Below are 25979 nucleotides of genomic sequence, written 5' to 3'. Positions count from 1 at the left end.
TCCCACTCGGCCGCCTGCCGGGCTACGAGCGGCGCGGGGTTTTCCGCGCGATAGCAAAGCAGGTCGCTCTCGCCATAACGCGCGACCCCGGCGGCGAAGGTCGCATGGTTGGGCGCGATCTGGTCGATGGCGGCATTGGCGAATCCGGTGGCGGTCATGCTGCGCGGGTCGATCTCCTCGCCCTGCGCGGCCCATTCGGCGGCGACCGCTTCGCCCATCGCGGCGGTGGGCAGGATCAGCGGGGCGCGGGCGGGGGTGCGCACCGGCCGTCCGTCCAGATGGACGGCAAAGCCGCCCTCGGCCGAGACGGCGGCGGCATCCTTGTAGAAACGCTTCATCGTTCCGCTCATTCCCGCGCCCTCACTCGGACGGCGGCGTGCGCCAGGCGCGCAGCAGGATGCGCGGCACGATGATCGTCTGGAACATGCCCACGGTTGCGATGATCGCGCCCATAATCTTCGCCTTCTCCCCCTGCACCCAGCCGAAGCGCTCCATCATGATCAGGAAGCCGAACATGACGATGAACACGCCGGACAGGCGGAACAGGTTGATGGCCAGGAACCGCGCGCGGGCGGCGTCATCGGGGCGGTCGGGGCGCTGGGTCATGGGGAGCCGCTATGACGGGCCAGCGCATCCCTGTCCACCATGACGCTGCGGTTTGCGTACCATTGGCCGCCAGTACGCCGCGCTCCTGCAAACGCGTAAGCGCGTGATGCGCCGATCAGTTTGAAACACGACGTACTCCTGCGCAGGCAGGAGCCCAGTCCCGCCGTCTGAACTGGGCTCCTGCTTTCGCAGGAGCACGATTTACCAAATGCGAGGGTTCCAACAAAAGCGAAGGTTCCAACAGGCGCGTTTTCCACGCCTCTCATAACTATCAGAAAAACAAGGATTTATTTGTAGGATCGAAAGCGAAATTACCCCCCGACACCCTCGCATTCCTTATCGCGTTAACCCGATATAGCGGGCCAGTTCATCGCTGGTTTCCGCCACCGCGACCGCCCCGGACTCGCGCAATATCTCCGGCGGATGATAGCCCCAGGCGACGCCGATCCCGCGCACGCCCGCATTGACGGCCATCTCTATGTCGAAACTGGTGTCGCCGATCATCACCGTGGTTTCGGGGATCGCGCCAGCGTCCGCCATGGCCTGCGCGATCATCGACGGGTGCGGCTTGGACGGATGCCGGTCGGCCGTCTGCAGCGTCACGAACCGGTCGATGATGCCATGATGGGTAAGGCAGAGGTTGAGGCCGCGGTCGGACTTGCCGGTGGCGACGCCCAGCAGCCAGCCCTGCTTGTCCAGCGCCGCGATCAACTCCGCAATGCCGTCATAGAGCGGCTCGCTGACCGCCCCCTCGCCGCGCATCGCGTGAAAGGCGCTCTTGTAATGATCCGACACATGGTCGTGAAACGCCCCGTCCGCATCGGGCAGCAGCCGCGCCACGGCATGGGGCAGGGACAGGCCGACGACCGAAAGAATGTCCATCCGCCCCGGCGGCGGCAACTTCACCGCCTCGAACGCGCGGACCATGGCGGTGCAAATGCTGTGCTGGCTGTCGACCAGCGTGCCGTCGCAGTCGAATATGACGAGGGGGTTGCTCATGTCAGCTCTTACGCATCAGGCCGGCAAGTCTGCTACTGCCCAGCGCGTCCAGCGCATCGGCGGCGGCCTCCCGCGCCGGTGCCGGCTTGTTCTGGCCCAGCTTGCGAGTGCCGCGCCAGGCGTCGATCCGCATCTCGAACCCCGTGATCGCGCACAGCATCCGGTCGAACAGCCCGTCGCGCATCTTGTCCCGCGTCCAGACGGGCTTGGGCGCCAGGCGGCTTTCCCGGTCGGTGGACAGCGCGTCGATCAGGTCCGCCAGCGCGGCCTTGTCCAGCGCCGTCACCTGTCCCTGAAGCTCGACCGAAACATAGTTCCAGGTCGGCACCTGATCGTCCATGCCGTACCAGTCCGGGCTGATATAGTCATGTGGCCCGTTGACCACGAACAGCGCCTCCGTGCCCGCCAGATGCCGGGTGATCTGATTGCCGTTGGACAGATGGAAGGCGATCCGCTCCTCGTCGCGAAACAGCACCGGCACATGCGCGACCCGCGGCCCGTCCGGCGTCGCGGCGAACAGCATGCCGAAGCCGGTCTCGGCGACGAATGCGCGCATTTCGGCGCGGTCCTGCCAGTGGAAATTACGGTCTGGGTGCATGGGCGTTGCCTTCAATCCTTTCGCTGTTTTCCCTAACCGTTCGTCCTGAGTAACCACTGAGCTTGTCGAAGTGGTGTATCGAAGGATTGTTCTTGGTGAGACAATGCTTCGATACGGGCCTTCGCCTGCGCTCAGTCCCTACTCAGCACGAACGGATGTATGGGAAGGGCAAGAATGAGACTAAGGATTTGAACGAACGCTACCGCGCCCCCCGCCCGCGCCGTTCCCCCCGCCGTTCCTTGCGCACCGCCTTGGCGTGCTGCCTCGCGAATTTCTTCTCGTCCTCGCGGGTTGGCGAAGTGTCGATTTCCTCGTCCAGCGGCATGTCGCCCAGAGTGAGGTCGAAACCCAGATCCTCCAGGCTGTCGCGGAAATGCGCGGGCAGCTCCGCCTTCACATCCACATGGCCGCCATCGGGATGATCGATGCGGATGCGGCGGGCGTGCAGGTGCATCTTGCGGCTGATCGTGCCGCTCAGGAACGCATCCTTGCCGCCATATTTGCCGTCGCCGACAATCGGGTGGCCGATCGCCGCCATATGCACGCGGAGCTGGTGGGTGCGGCCGGAGAAGGGCTGAAGCTCCACCCAGGCGGCGCGGTTGCCCGCGCGCTCGATCACGCGATACCGGCTGCGGGCGGGCAGGCCCTCCTTCTCGTCGACATGCATTTTCTCGCCGCCGGTGCCCGGCTGCTTGGCCAGCGGCAGTTCGATCATGCCGTCATGAATGTCGGGCACGCCGATGACGATCGCCCAATAGATTTTGCGCGCCGTCCGGCTGGAGAAAGCCTTGGCGAAATAGCCCGCCGACCGCGCCGACCGCGCGATCAGCAGCGCGCCCGACGTATCCTTGTCCAGCCGGTGGACCAGCTTGGGCCGCTGCTCACTGTCGAACATCAACGCGTCGAGCAGGCGGTCGACATGGGTGTCGGTCTTGGTGCCGCCCTGTGTCGCCAGTCCCGGCGGTTTGTTGATGACGATCGCCTGCGCGTCGGTGTGGATCACCATCTCCTGCGCATAGGCGATCTCGTCGTCGGTCAGGTCGATGATGCGGGCGCGTTTCGGGCGCTCCGGCTTGTCGGGCCGCGCGGCCTTCTCCTCGGCCGGGGGCACGCGGATCGTCTGCCCCTCCGCGATCCGGTCGCCCGGCGCGGCCCGCGCGCCATCGACGCGAAGCTGGCCGGTGCGCGCCCAGCGCGAGACGATATTGAAGCCGACATCGGGCAGGTTGCGCTGGAACCAGCGGTCCAGCCGGATGCCGTCATCGTCGGGCGCGACGCGGAACTGGCGCACGTCCAGCGTGACGCCCGCATCCTTGGCGGCCGCCGCCACCGGCCTCGCGCCGGATTTGGGTTCCGCCGCGCGGACGGGGGCCTTCGGCTTCGCGCCAGCGGGCTTGGCTGCGCGCGCCGGAGCATTTTTGCCGCCGGACGTGTCGCCGCCTTTCGCGAATTTTGGTCCAAGTTTCTGGCCAAATTTAGGTTGCGCCTTCGCGTCACGGCCCTCCGGCTTTCCGGCCTTGCCCGGCGCGCGGCTCCGCCCAATCGCGGCGTTCTTGGCGGGACCCTTGCCCCGCGCTTTCGGCGGTCCCTTGGGCGGGCCTTTTCCCGCGCCCTTCATGCGATGCTCCTGACGGCCAGCAGGCCGATCGCCAGCGCCGCGACCGCGCCGATCACGGAGGCCAGGACATAGAGCAGCGCGCTCATCGCCTCGCCCCGCTCAATCATCAGGAAGGTTTCCAGGCTGAAGGCGGAGAAGGTGGTGAAGCCGCCCAGCACGCCGACGCCCAGCAGCAGCCGGACCGGCTCGCCGCCGCTGGCCGAACGGGCGAGGCATCCGGCAAGGACGCCCATCGCGAAACCGCCCAGCAGGTTCGCCAGCAGCGTGCCCCACGGATAGTTCATGCCGAACAGATGCGCCGCAAGCCGCCCCAGATGATAGCGCAGCGCCGCGCCCATTGCGCCGCCGCCCATGACGATGAGGGTGTTGATCATCGCAACGCCCTAGTCGGAATCGCGGACGAAGGAAATGGCGGCTTTCCGGGGAAGGCGGCTTAGCCTGTTACACTTTCGTGAAACAATGCTATGGCCCGGCCATTGGGAGCGGATAACAGCAAGTGGCTGACCTGAACGACATAATTCACTACCAGCTTCTTGCGAAGGAAGCGCGGCGGCGGGCCGACACCACCGACGACCCGGACCTCGCCCGCCGTTTTCGCGAGATCGCCGTCAAGCATGAACGCATGGCGCGCAAGCTTGCCGGCGAGGCGGAGGGGTAGCGGGGCCGCCAACCCTTCATCGTTCGCGATAGGCCTGCCAGTTGGTCGGGCATTGCGGCACGGCCTGAGGCTTCGCCTGCTGGCCCTCTATGGTCCAGCAATCGTCGAAGATGGAGCAATAGCAGGCGCGGACCCTGATCTTCCACCGCTCGCTTTCCATCCGGCGGATCAGCGGCGCATTGTCTGGCATGTCGCGCAGGTCGAAAAAGGCGATCTGCTCGCCGGGCCGCAGCACCACCTTGCTGGCCGGGGTCGTGGCCAGCATCATCGCCTGTCCCGGCCGGTATCCGCAACAGGCTTCGAGCAATTGGTAGGGCGTGCGCATCGCCTTCCCCTGATATTGCAGTTCGACCGGGCCAAGCATCGCCGGGCCGACGCCATTGTTCGTCAGGGTCAGGTTGATGCGGTGCTTGCCGTCGTCGGAATAATTGCTGGTGTCATAGGCGACGAACGGCCAGGCGGCGGCCTGCTGCATGCGCTGCGTCGCCCGCGCCTGAACGAAGGTGCCATAGGCGACGACCAGGGAGATGATCAGCGTCGGCAATCCGATGAGCAAATGGCCCGCCATTGCAAAGGGCAGCCAGCGCAGCACCAGCCGGACCGTTTGCGTTTCGACGATGGGCGCCGGAGCAGAGGTCGGAGCCTCGGCCGCAGCCGGTTCTTTCCCTGTCTCGCCCTCCGCCATGCGCCGTCCCCTCACCCTGACCGGTGGAGGACAGCATTTTCGCGGCCTTAATGCAAATCCGCGGCAACCCGGCCGATTCCCCGAAACGCGGCCTGCTTGCGCGGGTCGGCCAGCGGCTCCTCGAAATCCAGGCGGAAACGGCCGTCCTCGATCCAGCTTACGATGGCGGGGACCTTCACGCCGTTGCGGACGAGCAGGGCGTAGCTGTCGCAGGGCGGCTGCTTCGCGCCCTTGGCGATTGCGCCGTCTTCGGCAAAATCCATGACCGTGATCGGCAACTTGCCCCGCGCCGAAAAGAGAAAGGCCGGGAGGGGGTGGGCAGTGACGGCGGCGGGGAGGGCGCTGCACAGGGCGGCGGGCTGAACCGGAACCGGCGCGGTAAACTGCGGCTGCCCGGCGGCGTCGATGTCGAAGGGGGCCAGGGCAGTCATGCGCGCATCTCCACGCCGGGGAATAAGGTTTCCCGAAGATGGAGGAAGGTGGTTAACGAAAGGTTACTGGGCGGGGTTGGGGGTAGGGGTAGGCGGACATCTCGTCTGCTTTCACACTTCTCTTATGCTGTCACACGTCTTGTGCTTTCACACTGCGTCATTCCCGCGCAGGCGGGAACCCATCTCTCCCCATGCGCAGATTTGCCCAAGGCATGTTGGGTCCCCGCCTGCGCGGGGATGACGGGACGGGGGATGGGAGGATGGCGGGTATCGTTGCCGCAATACATTGCCCCATCCCAAATACCGGCCGTCATCCCGGACTTGATCCGGGATCCATGGGCCTCAATCATTGCATGAATGCTCAACAGCAGAGCTAATGGATGCCGGGTCTAGCCCGGCATGACGACAAGGGTGGGCAGGGGACTGCCGCTTTCTCAACCCTCCCCTGCGAGGGGAGGTGGCATTCCGCAGGAATGACGGAGGGGTGCCGCCCTCACGATAGCGCGCCGCCCCTCCACCAGCTTCGCTGGTCCCCCTCCCCTCAAAGGGGAGGATTTTAATGTTGCAACTGATCGTCAGCCGCCACCCTGACGCGCGCCCTACCGCCCGTTATTCGCCACAATATCAACCGTGGTGCCGCCGCCCGGCGCATTATCGAAGGTGATGAAATAGGCGCCGTCATCCTTCGCCCGCGTGCCGCCGAGCACATGCTGGCCGTCAAGGAGCTGATGTTCCGCGTCATATCCGTTGCGGCGGGCGATGGTGTAGTAGAAGTCCATCACCCCCTGCATCGGCACCGCGGACACGAAACTCGCGCCGCGCAGCTTGCATTGCCCCTCGTTTCCGGCGGCTTCCATCAGGCGCGCGCCGGGATAGATGGGGAAGGCGGCGGGCAGGCGTTCGGCCCAGCCAGCGCCATATTGCATAGTGCCGCATCCCTTGCCGCCCGTGCCCCGGTCCCGCGCCATCGCGCCCAGCGTGGCCGGGCGATTGGCGGCGCATTCCGTGCAGGCTTCGCCCTTTGTTGGCGCGGGCGTGCTTTCCAGACGGCCGCCCGCGACCTTCAGCGCCTGCGCGGCGGCGGCCTTGGCATTGGCGGGCAGGACCGGCACCGCGCCGTTCAACGGCTTCTCGCCGGCGCGGACGGCGCGGGCGTTGGACTGTCCGGCAAGGTCGGGGTCGGTCGCGAGCGGCCCTTCCAGCGCGCCGCGCAGGGCCGGGTCGCTCATGTCGTTGGTCAGGCGCGCGTCCAGCTCGGCCAGATTATTGGCGTCCTTGTCCCCGCCGCACGCCACGAGCAGCAGGGGCAGGGCGATCACGCCCGCCTTTATGGAAATAAAGCGCAAGAACCGGGAAGTCATGGCCGTCCATCTCCTTCAAGCTGCCGGTCGTGGACCTGCAGAACAACAGACGCAGGGTAAAACATTGCGGATGGAATGGAGTAAATGCCTCAATTTTCGTTTAACCGCTGCATATTGTCGCAATTTGACGCACGCATGCTTGCCCTTCGGGGAAAGGCGGCGCATCCTGCCGCCATGTTCAACATCCTTTCCGTATTGATCGGCCTGTTTGCGTTGATCCTGATGATCCCCACGGTCATCCCCCTGCTGGGATGGGCGAATTGGTTCATCCTGCCGGTGGCGGTCGTGGGATTGTTGTTCGGCCTGCTGTCCTCGCGGACCAGCGGCCGGAACCTCTGCCTGATCGTCATCGCGCTCGGCTCTCTCCGCCTGTTCCTGGGCGGAGGCATCATCTGACCTGCACCGCCGGCATGCCATCGCAGACGCAGGAGGACGGTTCGGCCGCCAACGGCATGGCGTGCGCCGTCGGCTGTTACACCATGTGGGGGCTGCTGCCCGTCTATTTCCATATGCTGCAGGATTTCGCGCCGCTGGAGATCGTGGCGCAGCGGCTGCTATGGTCGCTTGCCTTCATGCTGGTGATCATCGCGTTGCGGACCGGCCTGCCCGCCTTCGGCCTGGTCCTGCGCGACCCGCGCCTGATGAAGCCCCTCGCCGCATCGTCGGCGCTGATCGCGATCAACTGGCTGGTCTATATCTGGGCGGTTCATAACGGCCATGTGGTCGCAGCGAGCCTCGGCTATTTCCTGAACCCGCTGATCAACATCATGCTGGGCGTCATCTTCCTGAAGGAAAAGCTGCGGCGCGGGCAGATGATCGCGGTGGGCGTGGCGGCCACGGGCGTCGCGATCCTCGGCTCCTCCGCGCTCGACACGCTGTGGATCAGCCTGGTCATCGGATTGAGTTTCGGCCTCTACGGCCTGGTGCGCAAAGTGACGCCGGTCGCGCCGATGCGCGGGCTGGGCGCGGAAACGGTGATCCTCGCGCCCTTCGCCGCCGCCTATCTGCTCTGGCTGTACCAGCATGGCGGATATATGTTCGGCAAGGACAGCGGCAGCACAATCCTGCTGACGCTGTCCGGGGCGATCACGGCGATCCCGCTGTTGCTGTTCGCCGTTGCGGCGCAGCGCCTGTCGATGGCGACGCTGGGCGTCCTGCAATATATCGCGCCGACGCTGCAGTTTCTGACCGGCGTGTTGCTGTTCGGCGAGACGTTGAGCCGGGGTCAATTGATCAGCTTTTCGCTGATCTGGGCCGGGCTGATCCTGTTCACAATCGATTCGCTGCGCGGCATGCGCGCAGCGCGGCTGGCCTCGATCCCGGCCGAAGCTTAAAGCCCATCCCGATCGCTCGAAACGCGGCGTGCTCCTGCCTGCGCAGGAGCACGTCCAAATAAAAACAGAATAGGCGCTTTAGGCGCCGAATTCCGTCGCTTCAAAGCGCACCGGTTCGCCGACCGCCGCATTGGCCAGGCTGTCCTCCCACATCACCCGGTTGCCGCGGATGATGGTGCCCACCGCCTTGCCGGTCAGCTCCATGCCCTCGAACGGCGACCAGGCGCAGCGCGACGCTAGCCAGTCGCCGCCGACGGTCCAACGCTTCTTGAGGTCCACCACGGTAAAATCCGCATCATAGCCGAGCGCGATCCGGCCCTTGCCGGTCAGCCCGAACACGCGCTGCGGCCCGCTGCTCGTCAACTCGATAAAGCGGCGGAGCGTCGTCCGTCCCTTCGCCACATGATCCAGCAGCAGCGGGACGAGCGTCTGCACGCCCGGCATGCCGCTGGGGGAGGCGGGATAGGTCTTGGCCTTCTCCTCGATCGTGTGCGGCGCATGGTCGGAACCGAGCACGTCGGGCACGCCCTGATTGAGCCAGCGCCACAGCCCGTCGCGATGCGCGGCGCTGCGGATCGGCGGGTTCATCTGGGCATAGGTGCCGATCGCCGGATAGGCTTCCTCGCCCGCCAGCGTCAGATGCTGGGGCGTCACCTCGCAGGTCGCGATGTCCTTGTTCTGCGCGATATATTCCAGCTCGGCGGGCGTCGTGATGTGCAGGATGTGGATGCGCCGCCGGGCCTTGCGCGCCAGCGCGATGATTCGCTTCGTCGCGATCATCGCGCTTTCATCGTCGCGCCAGATGGGATGGGATGACGGATCGCCCTCTACCCGCAGATCCTTGCGCGCGTTCATCCGCGCCTCGTCCTCGGCATGGATGGCGACGCGGCGGCTGCCCGACGCCAGCACGCGGGCCAGCGCATTGTCATCATCGACCAGCAGGCTGCCGGTCGACGCGCCCATGAAGATCTTGACCCCCGACGTGCCGGGGATGCGCTCCAGCTCCTTCAGCTCCTCCGCATTGTCGGCGGTCGCGCCGACATAGAAGGCATGGTCGCACCACATGCGGTGATGCGCTCGGCGCAGCTTGTCATGCACGCGGTCGGCGGTGTCGGTGTTGGGGTTGGTGTTCGGCATCTCGAACACGGCGGTCACGCCGCCCAGCACCGCCGCGCGGCTCCCCGATTCGAGGTCCTCCTTATGCTCCAGCCCCGGTTCGCGGAAATGCACCTGGCTGTCGATGCAGCCGGGCAGCACGTCCAGCCCCGCGCAGTCGATCGTCTCGCCCGCATCGCCAAGGCCCGTGCCGATGGCGGCGATCTTCCCGCCGCGCACGCCCACATCGGCCTGCTCCGATCCGCCCGGCGTGTGGACGGTGCCGTTCTTCAGGATCAGGTCATAGGTCTGGGTCATGCTTGGCATCTTTCTCCGTTCGCCCTGAGCTTGTCGAAGGGCTGCACTTCTTTTCCAGAAATGCAGGGCTTCGACAGGCTCAGCCCGAACGGCTTGGTTATTGGGCAAGGCTGTCCTACCTAAAGCCCATGCCCGATACTACCCCGCCCGACACCACCCTTATCGACCGCGCCGTCCTCCGCATTTCCGGCGAGGAGGCCGTGCCCTTCCTGCAAGGGTTGCTGACGCAGGATGTCGCCGCCGTGCGCGCGGATGCGCCGCGCTGGTCCGGCCTGCTGACGCCGCAGGGCAAGGCGCTGTTCGACTTCATGCTGTGGACCGCCAAAAATGAGGAGGGCGGCGAAGATATCCTGATCGACTGCGAGGCGGATCAGGCCGATGCGCTGGCGCGGCGGCTGACCCTGTACCGGCTGCGCCGCAAGGTAACGATAGCGCGGGATGAAAATCTCGCCGTGCATTGGACCTTACCGGTTTCCTCTATTTCCGTTCGGGCTGAGCCTGTCGAAGCCGTGTCCTTCTCCTCCGAAGAAAGGGCAGTCCTTCGACAAGCTCAGGACGAACGGGTTTTGGATGCTCCGCTCGACCCCCGCCTGCCTGCACTCGGCCACCGCTGGCTCGGCGCACCCGGAGGCGGCGACGCCAGCGCGGCGTGGCGGCGTCATCGCCTGTCTCTGGGCGTGATGGAGGGCGCGGCGGAACTGGGACAGGACCAGACGCTCTGGCTAGAGGCCAATGCCGAGGAACTGAACGGCGTCGATTACAAGAAGGGCTGCTATATCGGGCAGGAGAACACCGCCCGCATGCATTACCGGAACAAGGTCAACCGCAGGTTGGTGGCGGTGCCGCTGGCCGCTGCGGATGAGAAGCGGCAGCGGCTGGCGCTTCCCGATCTCGGTCTCTCGATCGAACTGCGCCGGGTCGAGGATATGGGCGCGCTGTCCCTGCCCGGCTGGCTGGCGGAAGCTATTGCGGAGCCGGTCGGGGAATGATTTTCGGCCTGACTACCAACCCCCGTTCGCTTCGAGCGAAGTCGAGAAACATATGCGCGAGGCTTCTCGACTACGCTCGAAGCGAACGGAGGTGGGCGTTACTGGCGGGGATGTCGCTGGCGTTTCTGTCCCTGCCCGCACAGGCGGACACGCCGTGGAAGCTGGTCAAAACCTACCCCCACGATCCCACCGCCTTCACCGAGGGCCTCTTTTTCCGCGACGGCACGCTGTATGAAAGCACCGGACAACCGGGCAAATCGGACATCCGCCAGGTCCGGATGAAGGACGGCAAGGTGCTGCGCCGGGTCGCGCTGCCGCCGCAATATTTCGGCGAGGGGATCGTCGACTGGGGCGATACAATCGTCAGCCTGACATGGCGGCACCGGCAGGGCTTCGTGTGGAAGCTCGACGATTTCACCCGTCTGTCCGGATTCCAGTATGAGGGCGAGGGCTGGGGCCTGACGCGCGAGCCGCGCTGGATCATCATGAGCGACGGCACCTACAAGCTGCGCTTCCTCAATCCCGAAACGCTGGAGGAGGTGCGCCGCATCACCGTGACATGGGACGGAAAGCCCGTGCCGCTGCTCAACGAACTGGAATGGGTGAAGGGCGAGATTCTGGCGAATGTCTGGTACGACAAGCGCATTGCCCGGATCGATCCCGGCACCGGCGCGGTCATCGACTGGATCGACCTGTCGCCGCTCGTCGCGAAGATCAAGGCGACCGACCCGGACGCAGTGCTGAACGGCATCGCCTATGACGCGGACAAGGACCGGTTGTTCGTGACGGGCAAATATTGGCCCAAGCTGTTCGAGATCAAGCTGGAGCGGTAGTTGCGAAATCCCCCGCCGCTATTGGCGGCGGGGGATAGCATTCCAGATTGGATCGTTCATACAAAACCGTGCTCCTGCGAAAGCAGGAGCCCAGTTCAGGCGGCGGGTCTGGGCTCCTGCTTTCGCAGGAGCACGCAGCTTAACGGATCAAAACACCGCAATTCATCACGGATTGGAGACGGTCGTGGTCGTCGTCTCCGTGGTTGCGGTGCGCGTCGGCGTCGTCGTTTTCACGACCTTGCGCTTGGGCGTGGAGCCGCTCTTGACCGTTTCCGTGGTGACGGTGGTGCTGCTGGACTGCGCAGCGACGGCGCGGGCGACCTGCGCTTCGGCGGCGGACTTCTTCGCGGCCTGTTCGGCGGCGTCGGCACGGGCATTGGCGTTGACCGCCTCCTGTTGCGCGGCGGCAGTGCTTTCCTGCTGAGCCTGCGTATTCAGGTCGGCGCTCTGGTTATTCTCGCCGATTGCGGTGTCGGCGAACTGCTGGGCCTCGACAGCGGACTCGATGGCCTTCTGCTCCTTGCCGCTCTTATAATATTCCTTCGCCATCCGCACCGAAGCTTGCGCCTTGGCAATCGTTTCGGGGGCAGCGCCGCCGCCCTTCATGCGGACGGCTGCATCAATCTTGCCCTGGGCCTGGGCGATGGCGGCAAGCGCGCGCTCCTCGTCGCCGGCCCATGCGGGGCTGGAAACCAGGAAAAGCGCCGACGCGGCGAGGAGGCCGCGCATGGTGGGGCTGATCTTACGCATAATCTCTCCTGTCCATATTGGTGGGGCGGAGAACGTGCGTAATCTGGCGAGGTTCCGGCCAATCTGCCCGTGACAGGGCCGGAAACCCCCTGGACAAGCTTCACGCCATGACGGGTTCGGCGCTGAAGGAAGAAAGCTGCGCATCCATCGCGCGCTGGAAGGCAGGGCGGGCGATACACCGGTCCCGATAGGCGGTAAGGGTCGGAAATTCCTCCATTAACGCCTCGTCGGACACCTCGCGCAGCACGGTCGCCATGATGATGTCGGCGGCGCTGAAATCGCCCTCCAGATAGTCTTTCTCCCCCAGCCAGTCGGACAGGCTGCTTAATCTTCCGCGCAGGCTCTCGATCACCTGTGGACGGCGCAGCCTTCCCCATTCGGCGTCCTTGTTGAACGTGTCGATGGCGACCAGATCGAACACGAACGGTTCCACGCTGTTCAGCGCCGCCGTCACCCAGGTCAGGATGCGCGCCCGTCCGGCGGTATCGCGCGGCATCAGCGTTTCCGACCGTTCGGCGATGCGCAACACCATCGCCCCGCTCTCGAACATCTGCACCTCATTGTCGCGATAGGCGGGCACCTGGCCGAAGGGCTGTTCCCGGCGATATGCCTCGCCCTTGGCGGTCTCGAAATTGATCAGTCGCTCGCGATAGCCGATGCCCGCTTCCTCGCACGCCCAGCGGGGGCGCAGGTCGCGGACGAAGCCGCGCGCAAAGTCCGGGACCCAGGCGAATCCGGTGATTTCTATCTCGGCATTGGCGTCCACAGGCATGGTCCACTCCTTCACTGACTCGCTTGACTTTTTAAGTTGATATCAACATAAAAACAGCATGTCAAAACCGCCGCCCGTCACCAACGACCAGACGCTCTTTGTGCGGGACCATTGCTTGTGCCTCGCGGCGCAGCGGGCGGCGCGGTCGCTTTCGCGCCGCTTTGATGAGGCGTTTCGCGGCTTCGGGATCAGCAGCGGGCAATTCTCGCTTCTGAACGCGCTCAACCGGCCGGAGCCGCCCTCGATCGGCTCGGTCGCGGAGTTGCTGGTCATGGACCGCACGACGCTGACCGCCAATCTGAAGCCGCTGACCCGCGACGGGCTGGTGGAGATCGTGACGGATGCGAAGGACCGGCGGGTGAAGCGGCTGGCCCTGACGGACGAGGGCAGGGACGCGCTGGCGCGCAGCATGCCGGTCTGGACGCAGGTTCATGGAGAGATTGACCGGACCCTCGGCCCGGCGGAGAGGGGAAGCAGGCTTCGCGCCGGGCTTTCCGCGCTGGCCTGACCGGTCAGCTCATCGCCAGGACCAGGTTGCGCACCTGGGGATAGACCTGTTTTTCCCATTTGGAGCCGGAAAACACGCCATAATGGCCGACGCCGGGTTGCAGATGATGGCGTTTCAGATGTGGGCGCAGGGTTGAACAGAGCATATGCGCGGCGGCGGTCTGGCCGACGGCGCAGATATCGTCCCGCTCCCCTTCGACCGTCAGCAGGGCGGTGCGCTGGATGGCGGATGGATCGACCAGCCGGCCGCGATGCTCCAACTCTCCCTTCGCCAGCAAGGCGCGCTGGAACACCACGTCCACCGTCTCCAGGTAGAATTCCGCCGTCATGTCCAGAACGGCCAGATATTCCTCGTAAAATTCCTTGATCTTTGCGGCTTCCAGCGTCTCGCCATCGGCCAGGAGCTGGTACAGCTTGCGATGCTGCTCGCCATGCCGCTCCATATTCATCGACATGAAGGCGGTGAGCTGCAGGAAGCCGGGATAGACCCGCCGTCCCACGCCGCGATAGCGGAAGGGGACGCGGGAAATCAGCTTCTCCTCAAACCAGGACAGCGGTTTTTCCCGCGCCAGCTTGTTGACCACGGTGGGCGCAACGCGAGTGTCGACCGGGCCGCCCATCAGGGTCATTGTGCGCGGCTGGGCCGGGTCGCCATCCTGCGCCATCACCGCCACCGCCGCCAGCGTCGGCACGCAGGGCTGGCACACCGCCAGCACATGCGACCGGGGGCCAAGCTCCTGCAGGAAGCGGATCACATAATCGATATATTCGTCGAACCCGAACGCGCCCTCGCTCACCGGAATGTCGCGGGCGTTCTTCCAGTCGGTGATATAGACGTCATGATCGCGCAGCAGCGTGTGGACGGTGTTGCGCAGCAGGGTCGCGAAATGGCCGGAAAGCGGCGCGACGACCAGCATCTTGGGCTGGGGTGGCGTCAGCCCCTCCTCGCTGCCTTCCTTTTTGAAATGCAGCAGATTGCCGAAAGGCATGTCGAGCGCGACCTCCTCGCGCACGGCGACCTTCGCATTGCCGCTGATAACCTCGTCTATGCCATAGGACGGGCGCGCATGCGTGACCTCTGTGCCGGAAAATACGTCCAGCATCGCGAAATAGCGGCGCGGAAGCGGCCAGTCGCCGACCGGACCCAGATATTTGTCGCGAAAGCCAAGCGCCGCCTTTGCCGCAAATCGCGCGGGGGCGAGCATGTCGCTCCAAGCCTGATAGCCCTGATACAGCATTACCGTCCCCGCTTGCCGTCGCGTCCCAGGCGATTCGGCTTTTCATCTGCCCCGATCTGTGCATTCATGCTGCGCTGCATCATGGCCCAATGCAATGGAAAAGAGGCAATAATGGCAGAGCTGGTGACACAGGCGGAACTTACCGTGTCGAGCAAGACCTATTCCGCATGGTCGCTGCGCGGCTGGCTACTATGCAAACTGGCAGGGTTGGAGGTGACCGAACGGGTTGTCGAGAATGACGCGAGCAATCGCGCGGAACTGCTGTTGCTGTCGCCCTCCGTGCTGGTCCCGCGCCTGACGCATGAGGGCGCGAGCGTGTGGGATACGCTGGCCATCGCCGAATATCTGAACGAGCTGTACCCGCAGGCGGGCATGTATCCGGCGGACCGGATCGCGCGGGCGCATTGCCGGGCGATTTCCGGCGAGATCCATTCCGGCTTCACCAATTTGCGATCCGCGCTGCCGATGAACCTGAAGGTGCGGCACAAGACCTTCCCGATCTTTTCGGGCGCGAAGCCGGACATCGACCGGGTGGAGGCCATCTGGCAGGAATGCCTGTCCACCTATGGCGGGCCGTTCCTGTTCGGCGACAGGCCCACAATCGCCGACGCGATGTTCGCGCCGGTGACGCAGCGTTTCCTGACCTACGCCGTGCCCTGTTCCCCGCAAAGCGCGCTATATTGCACGACAGTCACGGAATGGGCGCCGATGGCCGAGTGGCTGGACGCCGCAAGGGCGGAGCCGGAGGAAATGGCGGAACTGGAAGTCGAGTTTTAGGACAATCCCAGGTCAGGCGCATTCACCGGCTCTACGCCCGTTCAGTTCAGCATCATCGGGGACAGGGACTTTTCCGCGGCCGCCCGTTCCGCGACATTGCCGTCGCATGCGCCAACCGGCCGCATCTTCAGGTCGGCGATCTGCCAGTGGCAGCGGTTCTGCAGCCGCGCATGGAAGTCGTAGCAGGAGATCAGCGCGCCCTTCTTGCTCCAGTCGGTGACCAGGCAATAGGCGTGAATTTCCAGTTCGCGGGCATTGCCCGTGCGGTCGATCATGACATTCGACAGATGGTGGCGCCAGTTGCCGGCGCTCTTGGCGTAGACCAGTTCGGGAATGCCGATGATCGCGGCGCGGCCGTTGAATATGCCGACGGAACCGGCGTCCAGGTGGCAGTCCGTGGTAAACAGCCGCGTCCATTCCTGGGCATTATTATGATCCAGAAAATGGCAGAAACGGCTGACAAGTTCCTGCACTTCCATTTTCGTCTGCAGGTCGACGGTTGATATGCAACCCATGATACTCTCCGAATATTATGCTTGCCCATATTTTAGGCTTTCGGATCAGCCTATCACGATTCGCGGCTAAGGCAACTGCCCGAAAACAACAGAAATGTCCCGAAAAGCGCCGCTATTGCAGCGCCTCTGCGCGGCCTGGCGCGCCGCCGAAATACAGATCGGAAACATAAAGCCGTTTGCAATTGCGAATCGTTCTCGTTAGTGGCTCGGAGGTCATTTCCGCAGGATTCGCGCAGCCCTCCATGCACATGAAAATCGCCACGCAATCGGCCAAGCAGGATGGCAAGGCGAAGGCGCGCAAGACGTTCTGGCTCAAGCAGCTTCATACCTGGCACTGGATCAGTTCGGCGATCAGCCTGATCGGCCTGATGCTGTTCGCCTTCACCGGCATCACCCTCAACCACGCCGCGGATATTGAGGGCGAGCCGAAGGTGGTGGAGGCGGCGGAAAAGCTGCCCGCCGACCTGTTGAAGCAGATCGCGCCGGACGATGCGCCGGACGCCAAGAAGCCGCTGCCCGCGCCGGTCGCCGCCTGGGTCGGGAAATTCGCCGGCCGCACCGCCACGGGCGAGGCGGAATGGTCCGCCGCCGAAGTCTATCTGCCCCTGCCGCGTCCGGGCGGCGACGGCTGGGTGTCAATCGACCGCGAGACGGGCGACGTGTCCAGCGAGGCGACCGATCGCGGCTGGATCTCCTACCTCAACGATCTGCACAAGGGCCGCAATTCCGGCAGCGCCTGGAAATGGTTCATCGATATCTTCGCGGTCGCCTGCTTCATCTTCGCGCTGACCGGGCTTTTCCTGCTCTGGCTGCATTCCGCGAAGCGCCCCAGCACATGGCCGCTCGTGGCGCTTGGCCTCATCATTCCGGCGGTGATCGCCGTCATCTTCATCCATTAGGGGGACCATATCCATGCAGATACGCCATAGCCTGATCCTAACCGGCATCGCCGCTGTTGGCGCGGGGGCCGCGCCGTCCGCGCTGGCCGAGACGCTGGACCTGACGGTCACGCTTCCCCGCATGACGGTGGCCGAATATCATCCGCCCTATGTCGCCATCTGGCTGGAGAAAGAGGGCAGCCCGGCGCGCACGCTGTCCGTGTGGTATGACGTCGACAAACCCAAGAACGCCGGAACGAAATGGCTGCGCGACATCCGCCTGTGGTGGCGCGTTTCGGGCCGGTCGATGCAGTTCCCCGCCGATGGAGTAAGCGGCGCGACCCGTGGGCCGGGCACGCACAAGGTGTCGATCCCTGCGGGCAAGCTGGGCAACGGCGCCTACACGCTGGTCATCGAGGCTTCGCGTGAGGCGGGCGGGCGTGAGGCCGTGCGCGTGCCCTTCACCGTGTCGGGCGGCAAGGGTAGCGGCAAGGCTGCCGGAACATCCGAGCTGGGCGCCGTCGCCCTGACCGTCAAGCCTTGAGACCGGAGGGCAGACTCATGAAAATATTTCGCCTCTCGCTAATGGCGACCGCAGCCGCTGCGACCCTTGCGCTTCCGACCATCGCTTCGGCGCGCTTGTGGCTTCTTCCCTCCGAAACCATGTTTGCTGGCAACGGGGACGAATGGGTGACGGTGGATTTCGCCAATTCCACCGATCTTTTCTATTTCGATCATCCCGCGCCCCAGATGGAGCCGGTCATCTTCGCGCCGGACGGTACGCAGGTGCAGGCCGAGAATAAGGGCAAGGGCCGTTTTCGCGCGACCTTCGACATCCATCTGACGCAGAAGGGCACGTACAAGGTTGCGGCGATCTCCAACGCGGTTTTCGGCAGCTACACGCTGAACGGCGAGGAAAAGCGCCTGCCGCGCGGCACCACGGCCGAAACGCTGGCTCAGGCGATTCCGGCGGGCGCGACGGACGTCAAGACGACGGTGATGGCGGGCCGCGTGGAAACCTTCCTGACGGCAGGCGAACCCACCAACACCGTGTTCAAGGCGACTGGCGAAGGGCTGGAAATGGTCCCGGTGACCCATCCCAACGACCTGATCGCCGGGGAAAAGGCGACGTTCCAGTTCCTGTTGAACGGCAAGCCGGCGGCGAATCTGCCCGTCGTGGCCATCCCCGGCGGGGTTCGCTATCGCGGCGACCTGAAGCAGGTGGACGCCCGGACGGACGCGGAAGGCAAAGTCACCTTCACCTGGTCTGACGCCGGCATGTATTGGATCAGCGTGACCACTGCGCCTCCGCGTCCGGCCCCGGCTGCCGAGGGCGCTCCCCGGCCGGAGCCAGCGCCGCGGCCGCCGCGCATCGACAGCTATGCCGCGACATTCGAGGTTCTCGGCTCCTGAGTGCGCGCGTCGCCATTCCGGCGGCGTTGACGGCCGACGCCTTCGACGGGCGCGACCGTATGGGACGGGTCGTCTCGCTGGGCGGGCCGACAATGGGCACAAGCTGGTCGGTGCGGATCGCCGCACCGGCCGCTGGCCTGCCCGATGGCGTGGACGCGGCGATCGAGGCCGTGCTGGCCTCCGTCATCGCGCAGATGAGCAATTGGGAGCCGGACTCCGGCATCAGCCGGTTCAACCGGTCGACGCCGGGGGACTGGCAATCTTTGCCCGCCGATTTCCTGACCGTGCTCCGCGCCGGGTTGCATATCGCGGACCGGAGCGGCGGTGCGTTCGACCCGGCCATTGGCGACGCCGTGGAGGCGTGGGGATTTGGTCCAGGTGCCTCGCGTTCCCCATCGCCTTTACCGGTGCAAAGCTGGCGCGCCATAGAGGTTGACGGTGGGTGCGCACGCAGGCTTGCGCCGGTCGCGCTCGACTTTTCCGGCATAGCCAAGGGGTTCGCCGTCGATGCCGTGGCCGGACGCCTGTCGGACATGGGCCTGCGGAATTTCCTGGTCGAAATTGGCGGGGAGTTGCGCGGCTCTGGCGTGAAACCGGACGGACAGCCCTGGTGGGTCGATCTGGAAGCGCCGCCGGACATGACCCTGCCGGTTACGCATGTGGCGCTGTGCGGCCTGTCGGTCGCGACGTCGGGCGACTATCGCCGCTATTTTGAGGAAGACGGAAAACGGTTCGCGCACAGCATCGACCCGCGCACCGCAGCGCCGATCGACAATGGCGTGGCGTCGGTGTCGGTGTTCCACGAAAGCGCGATGATCGCCGACGCCTGGGCCACCGCGCTGACGGTGCTCGGCGTTGAGCGGGGGCTGGCGCTGGCGGCGGACGAAGGACTGGCCGCGCTGATGGTCACGCGCGGAGCCAGCGCACCGAAAGAATGGATGACCCCCGCCTTCGCAGCGATGCTGGAGTAAATAGGGCATCTTATATCTCCGTTCGCCCTGAGCCTGTCGAAGGGCTGCACTTCTTTCTCTCCCGCCCAAAAAGAAGTGCAGGGCTTCGACAAGCTCAGCCCGAACGGTTTGACAAAATCCCCTAAACCAACCCCAGCTTAGACAATTCCCCCAGCATCGCGGGCGGCATCGCGTCCGCGCCCTCCGCATCCCCGCCAAGATCGGCGGGGGCGTCCTTTTCCTCCAGATAGCGCCAGCCCTGATGCGCGCGCTTGGGCCGGGCGTGGACGGGGATCAGCCGGGGCTCCAGGCGTATCCAGTGCCGTCCTTCCGGGGCTTCCTGAAACCCGATGATCGGGCTGCGGCCGACGATCATATGGCCGTGAATCCAGTAGAGCGATCCACCCGCCATCTCCTCCACCCGCTTCGGCAGGTAGCGCGTGGTCATCCGCGCCTCGCCCTTGCCGGCATGGGACTCCAGCCAGGCGCGCAATGTCTCCACGCTCTCGCTGCGAAAGGCGATCTTGGTGATGCTGAGCGGCATGATCAGAACGGCATGAGGCGTCAAAGCCCCCAGAGCGTCGCGAGGCCGAGGAAGGAGAAGAAGCCCATCACATCGGTCAGCGTCGTCACGAACACCGCCGACGATACGGCCGGATCGACACCCGCCTTCTCCAGCGTCAGCGGCACGAGTATCCCCGCCAGCCCCGCGACCAGATTGTTGAACAGCATCGCCATCGCGATCACGATGCCAAGGTCGTGATTCTGGTAGATGAGGCCGACCGCAATGCCGATCAGGCAGCCAAGGACGGAACCGTTGGCCAGCGCGATGCGGAACTCGCGCAAGATGTTGCGGCGGGTGTTGGAACTGGTGAGCTGATTGGTGGCGAGCGCACGCACGGCCACCGCCATCGTCTGCGTGCCCGCATTGCCGCCCATGCCCGACACGATCGGCATCAGCACCGCCAGCACGACATATTTGGCGATCGTCTCCTGAAAGAAACCGACCACGGACGCCGCGAAGATGGCCGTGCCCAGATTGACGATCAGCCAGGACAGGCGGGTGCGCACCGTCATCAGGATCGGCTGGTTGATGTCGCCGTCGCCCGCGCCGGACAGGCGCAGCACGTCCTCGCCCGCTTCCTCCTGCACGATGTGCAATATGTCGTCGACGGTGATCATGCCGACCAGCCGACCGCTGCCGTCCACCACGGCGGCGGAGATCAGCGCATATTTCTGGAAGCGCAGCGCCACTTCCTCCTGGTCCATATCGACCGGGATCAGCGTCTGCTCCCGCTTCATCAGGTCGGAAATGGCGATGCCGCGCGGGCAGGTGAGCACCCAGGAAAGCTGGCATGTGCCGATCGGCTTATGCGCCTCATCGACGACGAAGATTTCCCAGAAGTCGCTGGTCAGGTCGCTATTGTCGCGCAGATAGTCGATCACCTGGCCGACCGACATATGTTCCGGCACCGCGATCAGGTCGCGCTGCATCAGGCGGCCTGCGGACTCCTCCGGGAAGGACAGCGCGCTTTCGATCGCGGCGCGATCTTCCGGCGCCAGCGCCTCCAGCACCGCCTGCTGGTCCTCGCTGTCCATGTCCTCGATGATCGCGACGGCGTCGTCGGTATCGAGTTCACCGGCGAATTCGGCGATCTGTTCGGGCGCGAGCGCGTCGATCAGGTCGTCGCGGACATAATCGTTCAGCTCGGACAGCACTTCCGCGCCGACCAGATCGCCCAGCGCGGCGGCAACCTCGCCACGCCGTTCGGACGGCGTAAGCTCCAGAAGGTCGGCAATGTCGGCCGGGTGCAGCGGCGAAACCAGCTCGCGCGCTTCTTCATTATGCCCTTCCTCAACAGCGTCGAGGACGGCGGTCACGAATTCGGGTTTCAGCCGGTCGTCCTCGTCATGCAGCGAGTCCGGGGCGGCTGTCTCCACCGCATTTTCAGCGGCGTCGCGGTCCTCCACGTCGGTCAGCGGATCGGCTGCGCCAACTTCGTTCATCGCCGCCTCCGTCGCTGTCCGTTTCGTCCGTCATCTGATCCCTTTTGCGCATGCACAATTCAAAAGCAATGGCGCGCGTGGGGTTCCATCCTGCCCCCAAGTCCCTATATGGGGCCGCAATTCGATTTTCCCGTAAAGAAGAGGATTTTTCATGGCCGACGAAACGCTGACCCTGACCCTGGACACCGGTGACGTGGTCATCAAACTGCGCCCGGACCTCGCGCCTGGCCATGTCGAGCGCATCGCCACGCTGGCCAAGGAAGGCTTTTACGACGGCGTGGTTTTCCACCGCGTGATCCCCGGCTTCATGGCGCAGGGCGGCGACCCGACCGGCACCGGCATGGGCGGTTCGAAGCTGCCGGACCTGAAGGCCGAGTTCAATGCAGAGCCGCATGTCCGCGGCGTGTGCTCGATGGCCCGTTCGTCCAACCCGAACAGCGCCAACAGCCAGTTCTTCATCTGCTTCGACGACGCGACCTTCCTCGACAAGCAATATACCGTCTGGGGCGAAGTGATCGAGGGCATGGAGAATGTCGACGCCCTGCCGAAGGGCGAACCGCCCCGCACGCCGGGCAAGATCGTCAAGGCGACTGTGGCTTAATAGCTTCAACATCCGTTCGGGCTGAGCCTGTCGAAGCCCTGTCCTTCTCTTTTTAGAAAGGACAACCCTTCGACAAGCTCAGGGTGAACGGAATGGAATCGACTTGCATCGGGAAAAAAGGGCCGGCGGATCACTTCCGCCGGCCCTTTTTTTATTTCTCCGCCAATTCGTCCTTGAACGCCTCAAGGCTGAGCGGCCGTCCCAGGAAATTCTGGATCAGGACATTGGCGTCCTCCGACCCGCCCGGCTCCAGCACCTGCTTGCGATACTGGATGGCCGTCGCCTTGTCGCGGATGCCCGCCGTCTTGAACTTGGTGAACAGGTCCAGCGCGATCGCCTTCGACCAGACATAGGTGTAATAGATCGCCGAATAGCCATCCAGATGCCCGAACGACGCATAGGCATGCGTGCCGGGCACGGGCGGGAACAGCGAATAGCGGGAGATCTGCTGGTCATACATGGACTTCAGGTCAAAGTCCGGCTTGCGGTTATAATAGTTCATGGACACCGCCGCATAGGCGAGCTGCCCCTTCCACTGGCCCGGCTCGCCGAAACGGCGGCCCGCATTCATCTTCTTGACCAGCTCCTCCGGGATCGGCTCCCCCTTCGCGTTGGAGGCGAAGCCCTTCAGCGTGTCATAGTCCCAGGTCCATTCCTCCAGAAGCTGGGACGGGGCCTCGATGAAGTCCCATTGCAGATTGCCCATCGACTGCACGCCATATTTGGTGTGGCCCGAATATAGGGAATGGATGAGGTGGCCGAACTCGTGGAGGAAGGTCGTCACATCGTCATGATCCATCGGCCCGGTGGCGGGGAAGTTGCAGATCAGCGCGCCGATTGGGATCTGCCGTCCCTCGATGCCGGTGCGGATCGGGAATTGCGCGGCATGGTTGAACTTGCCCTCGCGCGGATGCATGTCGAGGTAGAAGCGGCCGACGAGCGTGTCGCCGTCATACAGCTCCCACGCTGTGACGCTCTTGTCCCAGACCGGCGTGTTCCACGGCCGGATGTCCGCGCCGAACAGGTCGCCGATCAGCTTGAATATGCCTGACCGCGCCTTGTCATAGGTGAAATATTCGCGGACCTCATTGGCATCCACGGCATATTTCTTCTTGCGGAGCAGGTTGCTCATATAGCTGTTGTCGTACCGCTCCAGCTTCGTGATCGTCGGGTCGACCGTCTTGGCGAAGGCGAGCAGTTCGGCATAGTCGGCGTCCGCGCCGGGCTTCGCCGCGACGTTCACATCCTCCAGGAACTGCGCCGCGCGTTGCGGGTCGCCGATCATCTTGTCGGCGGTCGCCAGCGTCGCATAGTCGGGATAGCCCAGCGTCCGCGCCAGTTCGAAGCGCTTTTCGAGCAGCGTCTTGAGCACCGCCTCATTCGCCGGATAGCCGCGATTGGCGAAGGCCGTCGTCACCTTGCGCCGGGTTTCCCGGATGCTGGCGAAGTCGAGCACCGGGAAGATATCGGGATAATCGAAGGTCAGATGGACCAGCCCGTCCGCGCCCGGCTTGTGGCTATCGAGGAAATCCTTCGGCAGACCGGCCAGCTCGGCGGGTTTCAGGGGGATGTCGCCCTTGTCGTCGCGGATATTCTTGGCGAACAGCAGGCCGGTCTCGGTGATCTCCTTCTGGAGCTGCGTCACTTTCGCGCGGGTCGCGTCATCCTTGTCGACGCCCGCCAGCTTGTAATTGGTCAGCATCTTCTTGAGCGTGAAGCCGGTCTTGGCGTCCAGCTTGGCGGTCGGGATGGCCGCCAGCCGGTCATAGATCGGGCGGGACAGGTTCACGCCGGTCGCCGCATCGGACAGCTTGGGCAGGCAGGCTTCCGCGGCCGCGCGCACTTCCTTGACCGGATAGGTTTCGGAAATCAGGTACATCTCGCTGCTGCCATCGCTCAGGATCAGCGACAGCGTGTCATAGGCGGCGAAATCGCCGTCGATGCTTGCCTTGCCCTTGCGGGATTCCAGCGCGGCCTTTGCCTTGGCGGCAAGCGACAGGGTTTCGTCGCACCGCTTGGCCACGGATTCCGGCGTTGCGCCAGTGATGGGCAGGGCGGACAGATAAGCGTCCGCTTCCTTGTCGAGCGGGGTCGTGGCGGCCTGGGCGGAAAAGGATGTGCCGGCGAGCAGGGTCGCGGCGATCGGCCCGCGGAAGGAGAAGGGCATGTGGGGGAACTCCCTAAAAGCTGTATTATGCGCCTAATATGCTTGCCCAATCGCAAGGCGCAACGGGAATCGGACTCGGATTGCCGCGCGGGGCATATGCTGCCAAAGCCATGCCATGCGGCGCATCGGACTTCTCGGCGGCTCCTTCAATCCGGCGCATGGCGGGCATCGCGCCATTTCGCTGTTCGCGGCGAAGGCGTTGGGTTTCGATGAGCTGTGGTGGCTGGTCTCGCCCGGCAATCCTCTGAAGCCCGCAAAGGGCATGGCGCCGCTGCCTGCCCGACTCGAAAGCGCCAGGCGTCAGGCGCGCCGCGCGCCCATCCGCCCCACGGCGATCGAGCGGGACCTGCGCACCCGCTACACCGTCGATACCCTCCGCGCGCTCGTCCGCCGCTACCCGCGCAATCGCTTCATCTGGTTGATGGGCGCGGACAATCTGGCGCAGTTCGACCAGTGGAAGGACTGGCGCGCCATCGCGCGCATGATGCCCATTGCCGTGATCGCCCGGCCGGGCTATGATGATGTGGCCTTGGGTTCACCCTCCATGGCATGGCTGCGGCGCTTCGTCCGGCCCGCGCGCCAGAGCAGTGACTGGACGGAATGGAGACCGCCGGCGCTCGTGCTGTTGCGCTTTCGCCCTGATCCACGATCGGCGACTCTGCTGAGGCAGGTCGATCCCCTCTGGCATCGCGAATATGAAGCGCGGCAAGTGCGCGACCCGCTGACGCGTCGCCTGATCACCCTGAAGGAGTAGCATTGCCCAGACCTCAACCCGCCAACGATACGGCGCATGATGCCGAATCCGTGGCCGCCCTGCACGCCCTTGTCATGCAGTCGCTCGACGACGACCAGGCGCAGGAAACCATCACCATCCCCCTTGAAGGCAAAAGCAGCATCGCCGACCATATGGTCATCGCCAGCGGGCGTTCGTCCCGTCAGGTGGCGTCGATGGCGCAGAAGCTTGCCCAGCGCATCAAGGAACAGACCGGCCGCAACGCCCGGATCGAGGGGCTTCCGGTCGCCGACTGGGTGCTGATCGACGCGGGCGACGTGATCGTCCACCTGTTCCGGCCGGAAGTGCGCAGCTTCTACAATCTGGAACGGATGTGGGGCTTCGTCGACATGCCGGTGGCTGGCACGGCTTAAAGCAAACGTCCGTTCGTCCTGAGTAGCCATTGAGCGAAGTCGAAATGGCGTATCGAAGGACCTGCGAGGATGCTTCGATACAGGCCTTCGACAAGCTCAGTCCTTACTCAGCACGAACGGCTGGGGAGAGGAGGCCGGGTTGCTGCTGCACATCATCGCGCGCGGAAAGATCGGCCGTTCGCCCGAAGCCGATCTGGTCGAGCGTTACCTGAAGCGCGTGACCCTGTCGCACAAGGTCACCGAACTGCCCGACCGCGGCGGCAAGCTGCCCCCGGCCTCCCCCGGCACGGTCACGGTGATGCTGGACGAGAAGGGCAAGCAGCTCACATCGATGGACTTCGCCCGCCGGATAGAGGGCTGGCGCGATGGCGGCACCCGCGAATGCCGCTTCCTGATCGGCGCTGCGGACGGCTTTGACGAGGCGGAGCGGAGCAATGCCGACCTGCTGATCGCCTTCGGCGCGATGACATGGCCGCACATGATGGCCCGCCCGATGCTGGCCGAACAATTGTGGCGCGCCACCTCCATCCTTGCCAACCACCCCTATCATCGCGAAGGATAGTCCCGTGAGAAGGGGGATCATCATCGCATCGCTGATCGCGTCGGCGCTGGGCGGCGGCGCGGTGGCAGTGTTCGCGCAGGCCAATGCGCCGCAGGATGTCGCTCTCCCCGGCGTAGCGCCCACCAGTCTCGCACAAGAGAAACAGGCGCTGCTTGCCGCCAGGAAACAGGC

Annotated in this window: 32 protein-coding genes; 15 read left to right on the top strand and 17 right to left on the bottom strand. The window is 64.6% G+C overall.

What is annotated here, in order from left to right:
• The 6 genes from BHQ40_RS19100 to crcB all read right to left on the bottom strand — a co-directional run.
• Positions 1 to 338 (bottom strand): ATP12 family chaperone protein (locus BHQ40_RS19100; RefSeq protein ID WP_216094905.1); only part of this gene is annotated, 338 nt, incomplete at its 3' end.
• A 22-nt stretch (positions 339 to 360) separates the two neighbouring features.
• Positions 361 to 606 (bottom strand): hypothetical protein, encoded by a 246-nt coding sequence (locus BHQ40_RS19095; RefSeq protein ID WP_070157473.1) that lies wholly within the window; start codon positions 604 to 606, stop codon positions 361 to 363.
• Positions 607 to 942: 336 nt separating this feature from the next.
• Entirely contained in the window at positions 943 to 1605 is a 663-nt protein-coding gene (locus tag BHQ40_RS19090; protein ID WP_070157471.1) for an HAD-IA family hydrolase, read from the bottom strand.
• A gap of 1 nt (position 1606) precedes the next feature.
• Complete coding sequence (locus BHQ40_RS19085; RefSeq protein WP_070157469.1) at positions 1607 to 2203, bottom strand: FMN-binding negative transcriptional regulator; 597 nt, start codon at positions 2201 to 2203, stop codon at positions 1607 to 1609.
• Between the two features lie 199 nt (positions 2204 to 2402).
• Positions 2403 to 3821: an RluA family pseudouridine synthase gene (locus BHQ40_RS19080; RefSeq protein ID WP_070157467.1), complete on the bottom strand. Its 1419-nt coding sequence runs from the start codon at positions 3819 to 3821 to the stop codon at positions 2403 to 2405.
• The gene (gene crcB / locus BHQ40_RS19075) at positions 3818 to 4195 is read right to left on the bottom strand and encodes a fluoride efflux transporter CrcB (RefSeq protein WP_070157466.1); all 378 of its coding nucleotides are present in this window, start codon (positions 4193 to 4195) and stop codon (positions 3818 to 3820) included. The genes BHQ40_RS19080 and crcB overlap by 4 nt, the downstream gene beginning before the upstream one ends.
• Before the next feature lie 122 nt (positions 4196 to 4317).
• Here crcB and BHQ40_RS26290 point away from each other — a divergent pair, with 122 nt between their 5' ends.
• On the top strand, positions 4318 to 4479 hold the full coding sequence (locus BHQ40_RS26290) for a hypothetical protein (protein WP_171905905.1): 162 nt from the start codon (positions 4318 to 4320) through the stop codon (positions 4477 to 4479).
• A gap of 16 nt (positions 4480 to 4495) precedes the next feature.
• On the opposite strand, the gene BHQ40_RS19070 is transcribed toward BHQ40_RS26290, so the two are convergent.
• The 3 genes from BHQ40_RS19070 to BHQ40_RS19060 form a co-directional block, all read right to left on the bottom strand.
• On the bottom strand, positions 4496 to 5164 hold the full coding sequence (locus BHQ40_RS19070) for a hypothetical protein (protein ID WP_070157464.1): 669 nt from the start codon (positions 5162 to 5164) through the stop codon (positions 4496 to 4498).
• A 47-nt stretch (positions 5165 to 5211) separates the two neighbouring features.
• Positions 5212 to 5595: a hypothetical protein gene (locus BHQ40_RS19065; RefSeq protein WP_070157462.1), complete on the bottom strand. Its 384-nt coding sequence runs from the start codon at positions 5593 to 5595 to the stop codon at positions 5212 to 5214.
• 599 nt (positions 5596 to 6194) lie between these two features.
• Positions 6195 to 6956, bottom strand: a complete 762-nt coding sequence (locus BHQ40_RS19060; protein WP_070157460.1) for a hypothetical protein — start codon at positions 6954 to 6956, stop codon at positions 6195 to 6197.
• A 174-nt stretch (positions 6957 to 7130) separates the two neighbouring features.
• Here BHQ40_RS19060 and BHQ40_RS19055 point away from each other — a divergent pair, with 174 nt between their 5' ends.
• Both BHQ40_RS19055 and rarD read left to right on the top strand, forming a co-directional pair.
• A complete protein-coding gene (locus BHQ40_RS19055) occupies positions 7131 to 7352 on the top strand; it encodes a hypothetical protein (protein ID WP_070157479.1) in 222 nt (73 codons plus the stop codon).
• Positions 7353 to 7366: 14 nt separating this feature from the next.
• The gene (rarD, locus tag BHQ40_RS19050; RefSeq protein WP_171905904.1) at positions 7367 to 8290 is read left to right on the top strand and encodes an EamA family transporter RarD; all 924 of its coding nucleotides are present in this window, start codon (positions 7367 to 7369) and stop codon (positions 8288 to 8290) included.
• Positions 8291 to 8368: 78 nt separating this feature from the next.
• Here rarD and BHQ40_RS19045 read toward each other — a convergent pair whose 3' ends face one another.
• Positions 8369 to 9703, bottom strand: a complete 1335-nt coding sequence (locus BHQ40_RS19045) for a dihydroorotase (protein WP_070157477.1) — start codon at positions 9701 to 9703, stop codon at positions 8369 to 8371.
• A gap of 128 nt (positions 9704 to 9831) precedes the next feature.
• Between BHQ40_RS19045 and ygfZ the strand changes: the two genes are divergently transcribed.
• Both ygfZ and BHQ40_RS19035 read left to right on the top strand, forming a co-directional pair.
• Complete coding sequence (gene ygfZ, locus BHQ40_RS19040; protein WP_070157458.1) at positions 9832 to 10692, top strand: CAF17-like 4Fe-4S cluster assembly/insertion protein YgfZ; 861 nt, start codon at positions 9832 to 9834, stop codon at positions 10690 to 10692.
• 110 nt (positions 10693 to 10802) lie between these two features.
• Positions 10803 to 11525, top strand: a complete 723-nt coding sequence (locus BHQ40_RS19035; RefSeq protein WP_070157456.1) for a glutaminyl-peptide cyclotransferase — start codon at positions 10803 to 10805, stop codon at positions 11523 to 11525.
• A 165-nt stretch (positions 11526 to 11690) separates the two neighbouring features.
• Here the strand turns inward: BHQ40_RS19035 and BHQ40_RS19030 are convergent, their stop codons facing one another.
• Both BHQ40_RS19030 and BHQ40_RS19025 read right to left on the bottom strand, forming a co-directional pair.
• Entirely contained in the window at positions 11691 to 12275 is a 585-nt protein-coding gene (locus BHQ40_RS19030; protein WP_070157454.1) for a hypothetical protein, read from the bottom strand.
• Positions 12276 to 12375: 100 nt separating this feature from the next.
• The gene (locus BHQ40_RS19025) at positions 12376 to 13047 is read right to left on the bottom strand and encodes a glutathione S-transferase family protein (RefSeq protein ID WP_070157452.1); all 672 of its coding nucleotides are present in this window, start codon (positions 13045 to 13047) and stop codon (positions 12376 to 12378) included.
• A 58-nt stretch (positions 13048 to 13105) separates the two neighbouring features.
• Between BHQ40_RS19025 and BHQ40_RS19020 the strand changes: the two genes are divergently transcribed.
• A complete protein-coding gene (locus tag BHQ40_RS19020) occupies positions 13106 to 13555 on the top strand; it encodes a MarR family winged helix-turn-helix transcriptional regulator (protein WP_070157451.1) in 450 nt (149 codons plus the stop codon).
• Positions 13556 to 13559: 4 nt separating this feature from the next.
• On the opposite strand, the gene BHQ40_RS19015 is transcribed toward BHQ40_RS19020, so the two are convergent.
• Positions 13560 to 14792, bottom strand: a complete 1233-nt coding sequence (locus BHQ40_RS19015) for a polyhydroxyalkanoate depolymerase (protein WP_070157449.1) — start codon at positions 14790 to 14792, stop codon at positions 13560 to 13562.
• A 123-nt stretch (positions 14793 to 14915) separates the two neighbouring features.
• Between BHQ40_RS19015 and BHQ40_RS19010 the strand changes: the two genes are divergently transcribed.
• Positions 14916 to 15569 (top strand): glutathione S-transferase, encoded by a 654-nt coding sequence (locus tag BHQ40_RS19010; protein WP_139139359.1) that lies wholly within the window; start codon positions 14916 to 14918, stop codon positions 15567 to 15569.
• A 41-nt stretch (positions 15570 to 15610) separates the two neighbouring features.
• Here BHQ40_RS19010 and BHQ40_RS19005 read toward each other — a convergent pair whose 3' ends face one another.
• Complete coding sequence (locus BHQ40_RS19005) at positions 15611 to 16084, bottom strand: nuclear transport factor 2 family protein (RefSeq protein ID WP_070157445.1); 474 nt, start codon at positions 16082 to 16084, stop codon at positions 15611 to 15613.
• A gap of 242 nt (positions 16085 to 16326) precedes the next feature.
• Here BHQ40_RS19005 and BHQ40_RS19000 point away from each other — a divergent pair, with 242 nt between their 5' ends.
• The 4 genes from BHQ40_RS19000 (at position 16327) to BHQ40_RS18985 (ending at position 19346) form a co-directional block, all read left to right on the top strand.
• A complete protein-coding gene (locus BHQ40_RS19000) occupies positions 16327 to 16983 on the top strand; it encodes a PepSY-associated TM helix domain-containing protein (RefSeq protein ID WP_070157443.1) in 657 nt (218 codons plus the stop codon).
• Between the two features lie 13 nt (positions 16984 to 16996).
• Positions 16997 to 17506 carry a DUF2271 domain-containing protein gene (locus BHQ40_RS18995; protein WP_070157441.1) on the top strand — a complete coding sequence of 170 codons (510 nt, stop codon included), beginning with the start codon at positions 16997 to 16999 and terminating at the stop codon, positions 17504 to 17506.
• 17 nt (positions 17507 to 17523) lie between these two features.
• Positions 17524 to 18375 carry a DUF4198 domain-containing protein gene (locus BHQ40_RS18990; protein WP_083277043.1) on the top strand — a complete coding sequence of 284 codons (852 nt, stop codon included), beginning with the start codon at positions 17524 to 17526 and terminating at the stop codon, positions 18373 to 18375.
• A gap of 92 nt (positions 18376 to 18467) precedes the next feature.
• Positions 18468 to 19346, top strand: a complete 879-nt coding sequence (locus BHQ40_RS18985) for an FAD:protein FMN transferase (RefSeq protein WP_070157475.1) — start codon at positions 18468 to 18470, stop codon at positions 19344 to 19346.
• A 121-nt stretch (positions 19347 to 19467) separates the two neighbouring features.
• On the opposite strand, the gene BHQ40_RS18980 is transcribed toward BHQ40_RS18985, so the two are convergent.
• Both BHQ40_RS18980 and mgtE read right to left on the bottom strand, forming a co-directional pair.
• On the bottom strand, positions 19468 to 19869 hold the full coding sequence (locus BHQ40_RS18980; protein ID WP_070157437.1) for a DUF1489 family protein: 402 nt from the start codon (positions 19867 to 19869) through the stop codon (positions 19468 to 19470).
• Between the two features lie 20 nt (positions 19870 to 19889).
• Entirely contained in the window at positions 19890 to 21332 is a 1443-nt protein-coding gene (gene mgtE / locus BHQ40_RS18975) for a magnesium transporter (protein WP_070157435.1), read from the bottom strand.
• A gap of 151 nt (positions 21333 to 21483) precedes the next feature.
• On the opposite strand from mgtE, the gene BHQ40_RS18970 reads away from it, so the two are divergent.
• Positions 21484 to 21933, top strand: coding sequence for a peptidylprolyl isomerase (locus BHQ40_RS18970; RefSeq protein ID WP_070157434.1), 450 nt, complete (start codon positions 21484 to 21486; stop codon positions 21931 to 21933).
• Positions 21934 to 22084: 151 nt separating this feature from the next.
• Here the strand turns inward: BHQ40_RS18970 and BHQ40_RS18965 are convergent, their stop codons facing one another.
• Positions 22085 to 24100, bottom strand: coding sequence for a M3 family metallopeptidase (locus BHQ40_RS18965; protein WP_070157432.1), 2016 nt, complete (start codon positions 24098 to 24100; stop codon positions 22085 to 22087).
• A 115-nt stretch (positions 24101 to 24215) separates the two neighbouring features.
• On the opposite strand from BHQ40_RS18965, the gene BHQ40_RS18960 reads away from it, so the two are divergent.
• The 3 genes from BHQ40_RS18960 to BHQ40_RS18950 all read left to right on the top strand — a co-directional run bounded on the left by BHQ40_RS18960 (position 24216) and on the right by BHQ40_RS18950 (position 25808).
• Positions 24216 to 24854 carry a nicotinate-nucleotide adenylyltransferase gene (locus BHQ40_RS18960; protein ID WP_070157430.1) on the top strand — a complete coding sequence of 213 codons (639 nt, stop codon included), beginning with the start codon at positions 24216 to 24218 and terminating at the stop codon, positions 24852 to 24854.
• Between the two features lie 2 nt (positions 24855 to 24856).
• Complete coding sequence (gene rsfS, locus BHQ40_RS18955; RefSeq protein WP_070157428.1) at positions 24857 to 25246, top strand: ribosome silencing factor; 390 nt, start codon at positions 24857 to 24859, stop codon at positions 25244 to 25246.
• Positions 25247 to 25385: 139 nt separating this feature from the next.
• Positions 25386 to 25808: a 23S rRNA (pseudouridine(1915)-N(3))-methyltransferase RlmH gene (locus tag BHQ40_RS18950; RefSeq protein WP_070157427.1), complete on the top strand. Its 423-nt coding sequence runs from the start codon at positions 25386 to 25388 to the stop codon at positions 25806 to 25808.
• Positions 25809 to 25979 lie beyond the last annotated feature (171 nt).

The sequence above is a fragment of the Sphingobium phenoxybenzoativorans genome, assembly GCF_001757355.1.
Taxonomy (GTDB): Bacteria; Pseudomonadota; Alphaproteobacteria; order Sphingomonadales; family Sphingomonadaceae; genus Sphingobium; species Sphingobium phenoxybenzoativorans.
Note: the sequence above shows the minus strand (reverse complement) of the source record. Positions and strands in the feature narration are given on the sequence as shown.

Coding starts and splice junctions, on each gene's coding strand:
- BHQ40_RS19095 (WP_070157473.1), bottom strand. CDS start 606: ATGACCCAGCGCCCCGACCGCCCCGATGACGCCGCCCGCGCGCGGTTC.
- BHQ40_RS19090 (WP_070157471.1), bottom strand. CDS start 1,605: ATGAGCAACCCCCTCGTCATATTCGACTGCGACGGCACGCTGGTCGAC.
- BHQ40_RS19085 (WP_070157469.1), bottom strand. CDS start 2,203: ATGCACCCAGACCGTAATTTCCACTGGCAGGACCGCGCCGAAATGCGC.
- BHQ40_RS19080 (WP_070157467.1), bottom strand. CDS start 3,821: ATGAAGGGCGCGGGAAAAGGCCCGCCCAAGGGACCGCCGAAAGCGCGG.
- crcB (WP_070157466.1), bottom strand. CDS start 4,195: ATGATCAACACCCTCATCGTCATGGGCGGCGGCGCAATGGGCGCGGCG.
- BHQ40_RS19070 (WP_070157464.1), bottom strand. CDS start 5,164: ATGGCGGAGGGCGAGACAGGGAAAGAACCGGCTGCGGCCGAGGCTCCG.
- BHQ40_RS19065 (WP_070157462.1), bottom strand. CDS start 5,595: ATGACTGCCCTGGCCCCCTTCGACATCGACGCCGCCGGGCAGCCGCAG.
- BHQ40_RS19060 (WP_070157460.1), bottom strand. CDS start 6,956: ATGACTTCCCGGTTCTTGCGCTTTATTTCCATAAAGGCGGGCGTGATC.
- BHQ40_RS19055 (WP_070157479.1), top strand. CDS start 7,131: ATGTTCAACATCCTTTCCGTATTGATCGGCCTGTTTGCGTTGATCCTG.
- rarD (WP_171905904.1), top strand. CDS start 7,367: ATGCCATCGCAGACGCAGGAGGACGGTTCGGCCGCCAACGGCATGGCG.
- BHQ40_RS19045 (WP_070157477.1), bottom strand. CDS start 9,703: ATGACCCAGACCTATGACCTGATCCTGAAGAACGGCACCGTCCACACG.
- ygfZ (WP_070157458.1), top strand. CDS start 9,832: ATGCCCGATACTACCCCGCCCGACACCACCCTTATCGACCGCGCCGTC.
- BHQ40_RS19035 (WP_070157456.1), top strand. CDS start 10,803: ATGTCGCTGGCGTTTCTGTCCCTGCCCGCACAGGCGGACACGCCGTGG.
- BHQ40_RS19030 (WP_070157454.1), bottom strand. CDS start 12,275: ATGCGTAAGATCAGCCCCACCATGCGCGGCCTCCTCGCCGCGTCGGCG.
- BHQ40_RS19025 (WP_070157452.1), bottom strand. CDS start 13,047: ATGCCTGTGGACGCCAATGCCGAGATAGAAATCACCGGATTCGCCTGG.
- BHQ40_RS19020 (WP_070157451.1), top strand. CDS start 13,106: ATGTCAAAACCGCCGCCCGTCACCAACGACCAGACGCTCTTTGTGCGG.
- BHQ40_RS19015 (WP_070157449.1), bottom strand. CDS start 14,792: ATGCTGTATCAGGGCTATCAGGCTTGGAGCGACATGCTCGCCCCCGCG.
- BHQ40_RS19005 (WP_070157445.1), bottom strand. CDS start 16,084: ATGGGTTGCATATCAACCGTCGACCTGCAGACGAAAATGGAAGTGCAG.
- BHQ40_RS19000 (WP_070157443.1), top strand. CDS start 16,327: ATGCACATGAAAATCGCCACGCAATCGGCCAAGCAGGATGGCAAGGCG.
- BHQ40_RS18995 (WP_070157441.1), top strand. CDS start 16,997: ATGCAGATACGCCATAGCCTGATCCTAACCGGCATCGCCGCTGTTGGC.
- BHQ40_RS18990 (WP_083277043.1), top strand. CDS start 17,524: ATGAAAATATTTCGCCTCTCGCTAATGGCGACCGCAGCCGCTGCGACC.
- BHQ40_RS18985 (WP_070157475.1), top strand. CDS start 18,468: ATGGGCACAAGCTGGTCGGTGCGGATCGCCGCACCGGCCGCTGGCCTG.
- BHQ40_RS18980 (WP_070157437.1), bottom strand. CDS start 19,869: ATGCCGCTCAGCATCACCAAGATCGCCTTTCGCAGCGAGAGCGTGGAG.
- mgtE (WP_070157435.1), bottom strand. CDS start 21,332: ATGAACGAAGTTGGCGCAGCCGATCCGCTGACCGACGTGGAGGACCGC.
- BHQ40_RS18970 (WP_070157434.1), top strand. CDS start 21,484: ATGGCCGACGAAACGCTGACCCTGACCCTGGACACCGGTGACGTGGTC.
- BHQ40_RS18965 (WP_070157432.1), bottom strand. CDS start 24,100: ATGCCCTTCTCCTTCCGCGGGCCGATCGCCGCGACCCTGCTCGCCGGC.
- BHQ40_RS18960 (WP_070157430.1), top strand. CDS start 24,216: ATGCGGCGCATCGGACTTCTCGGCGGCTCCTTCAATCCGGCGCATGGC.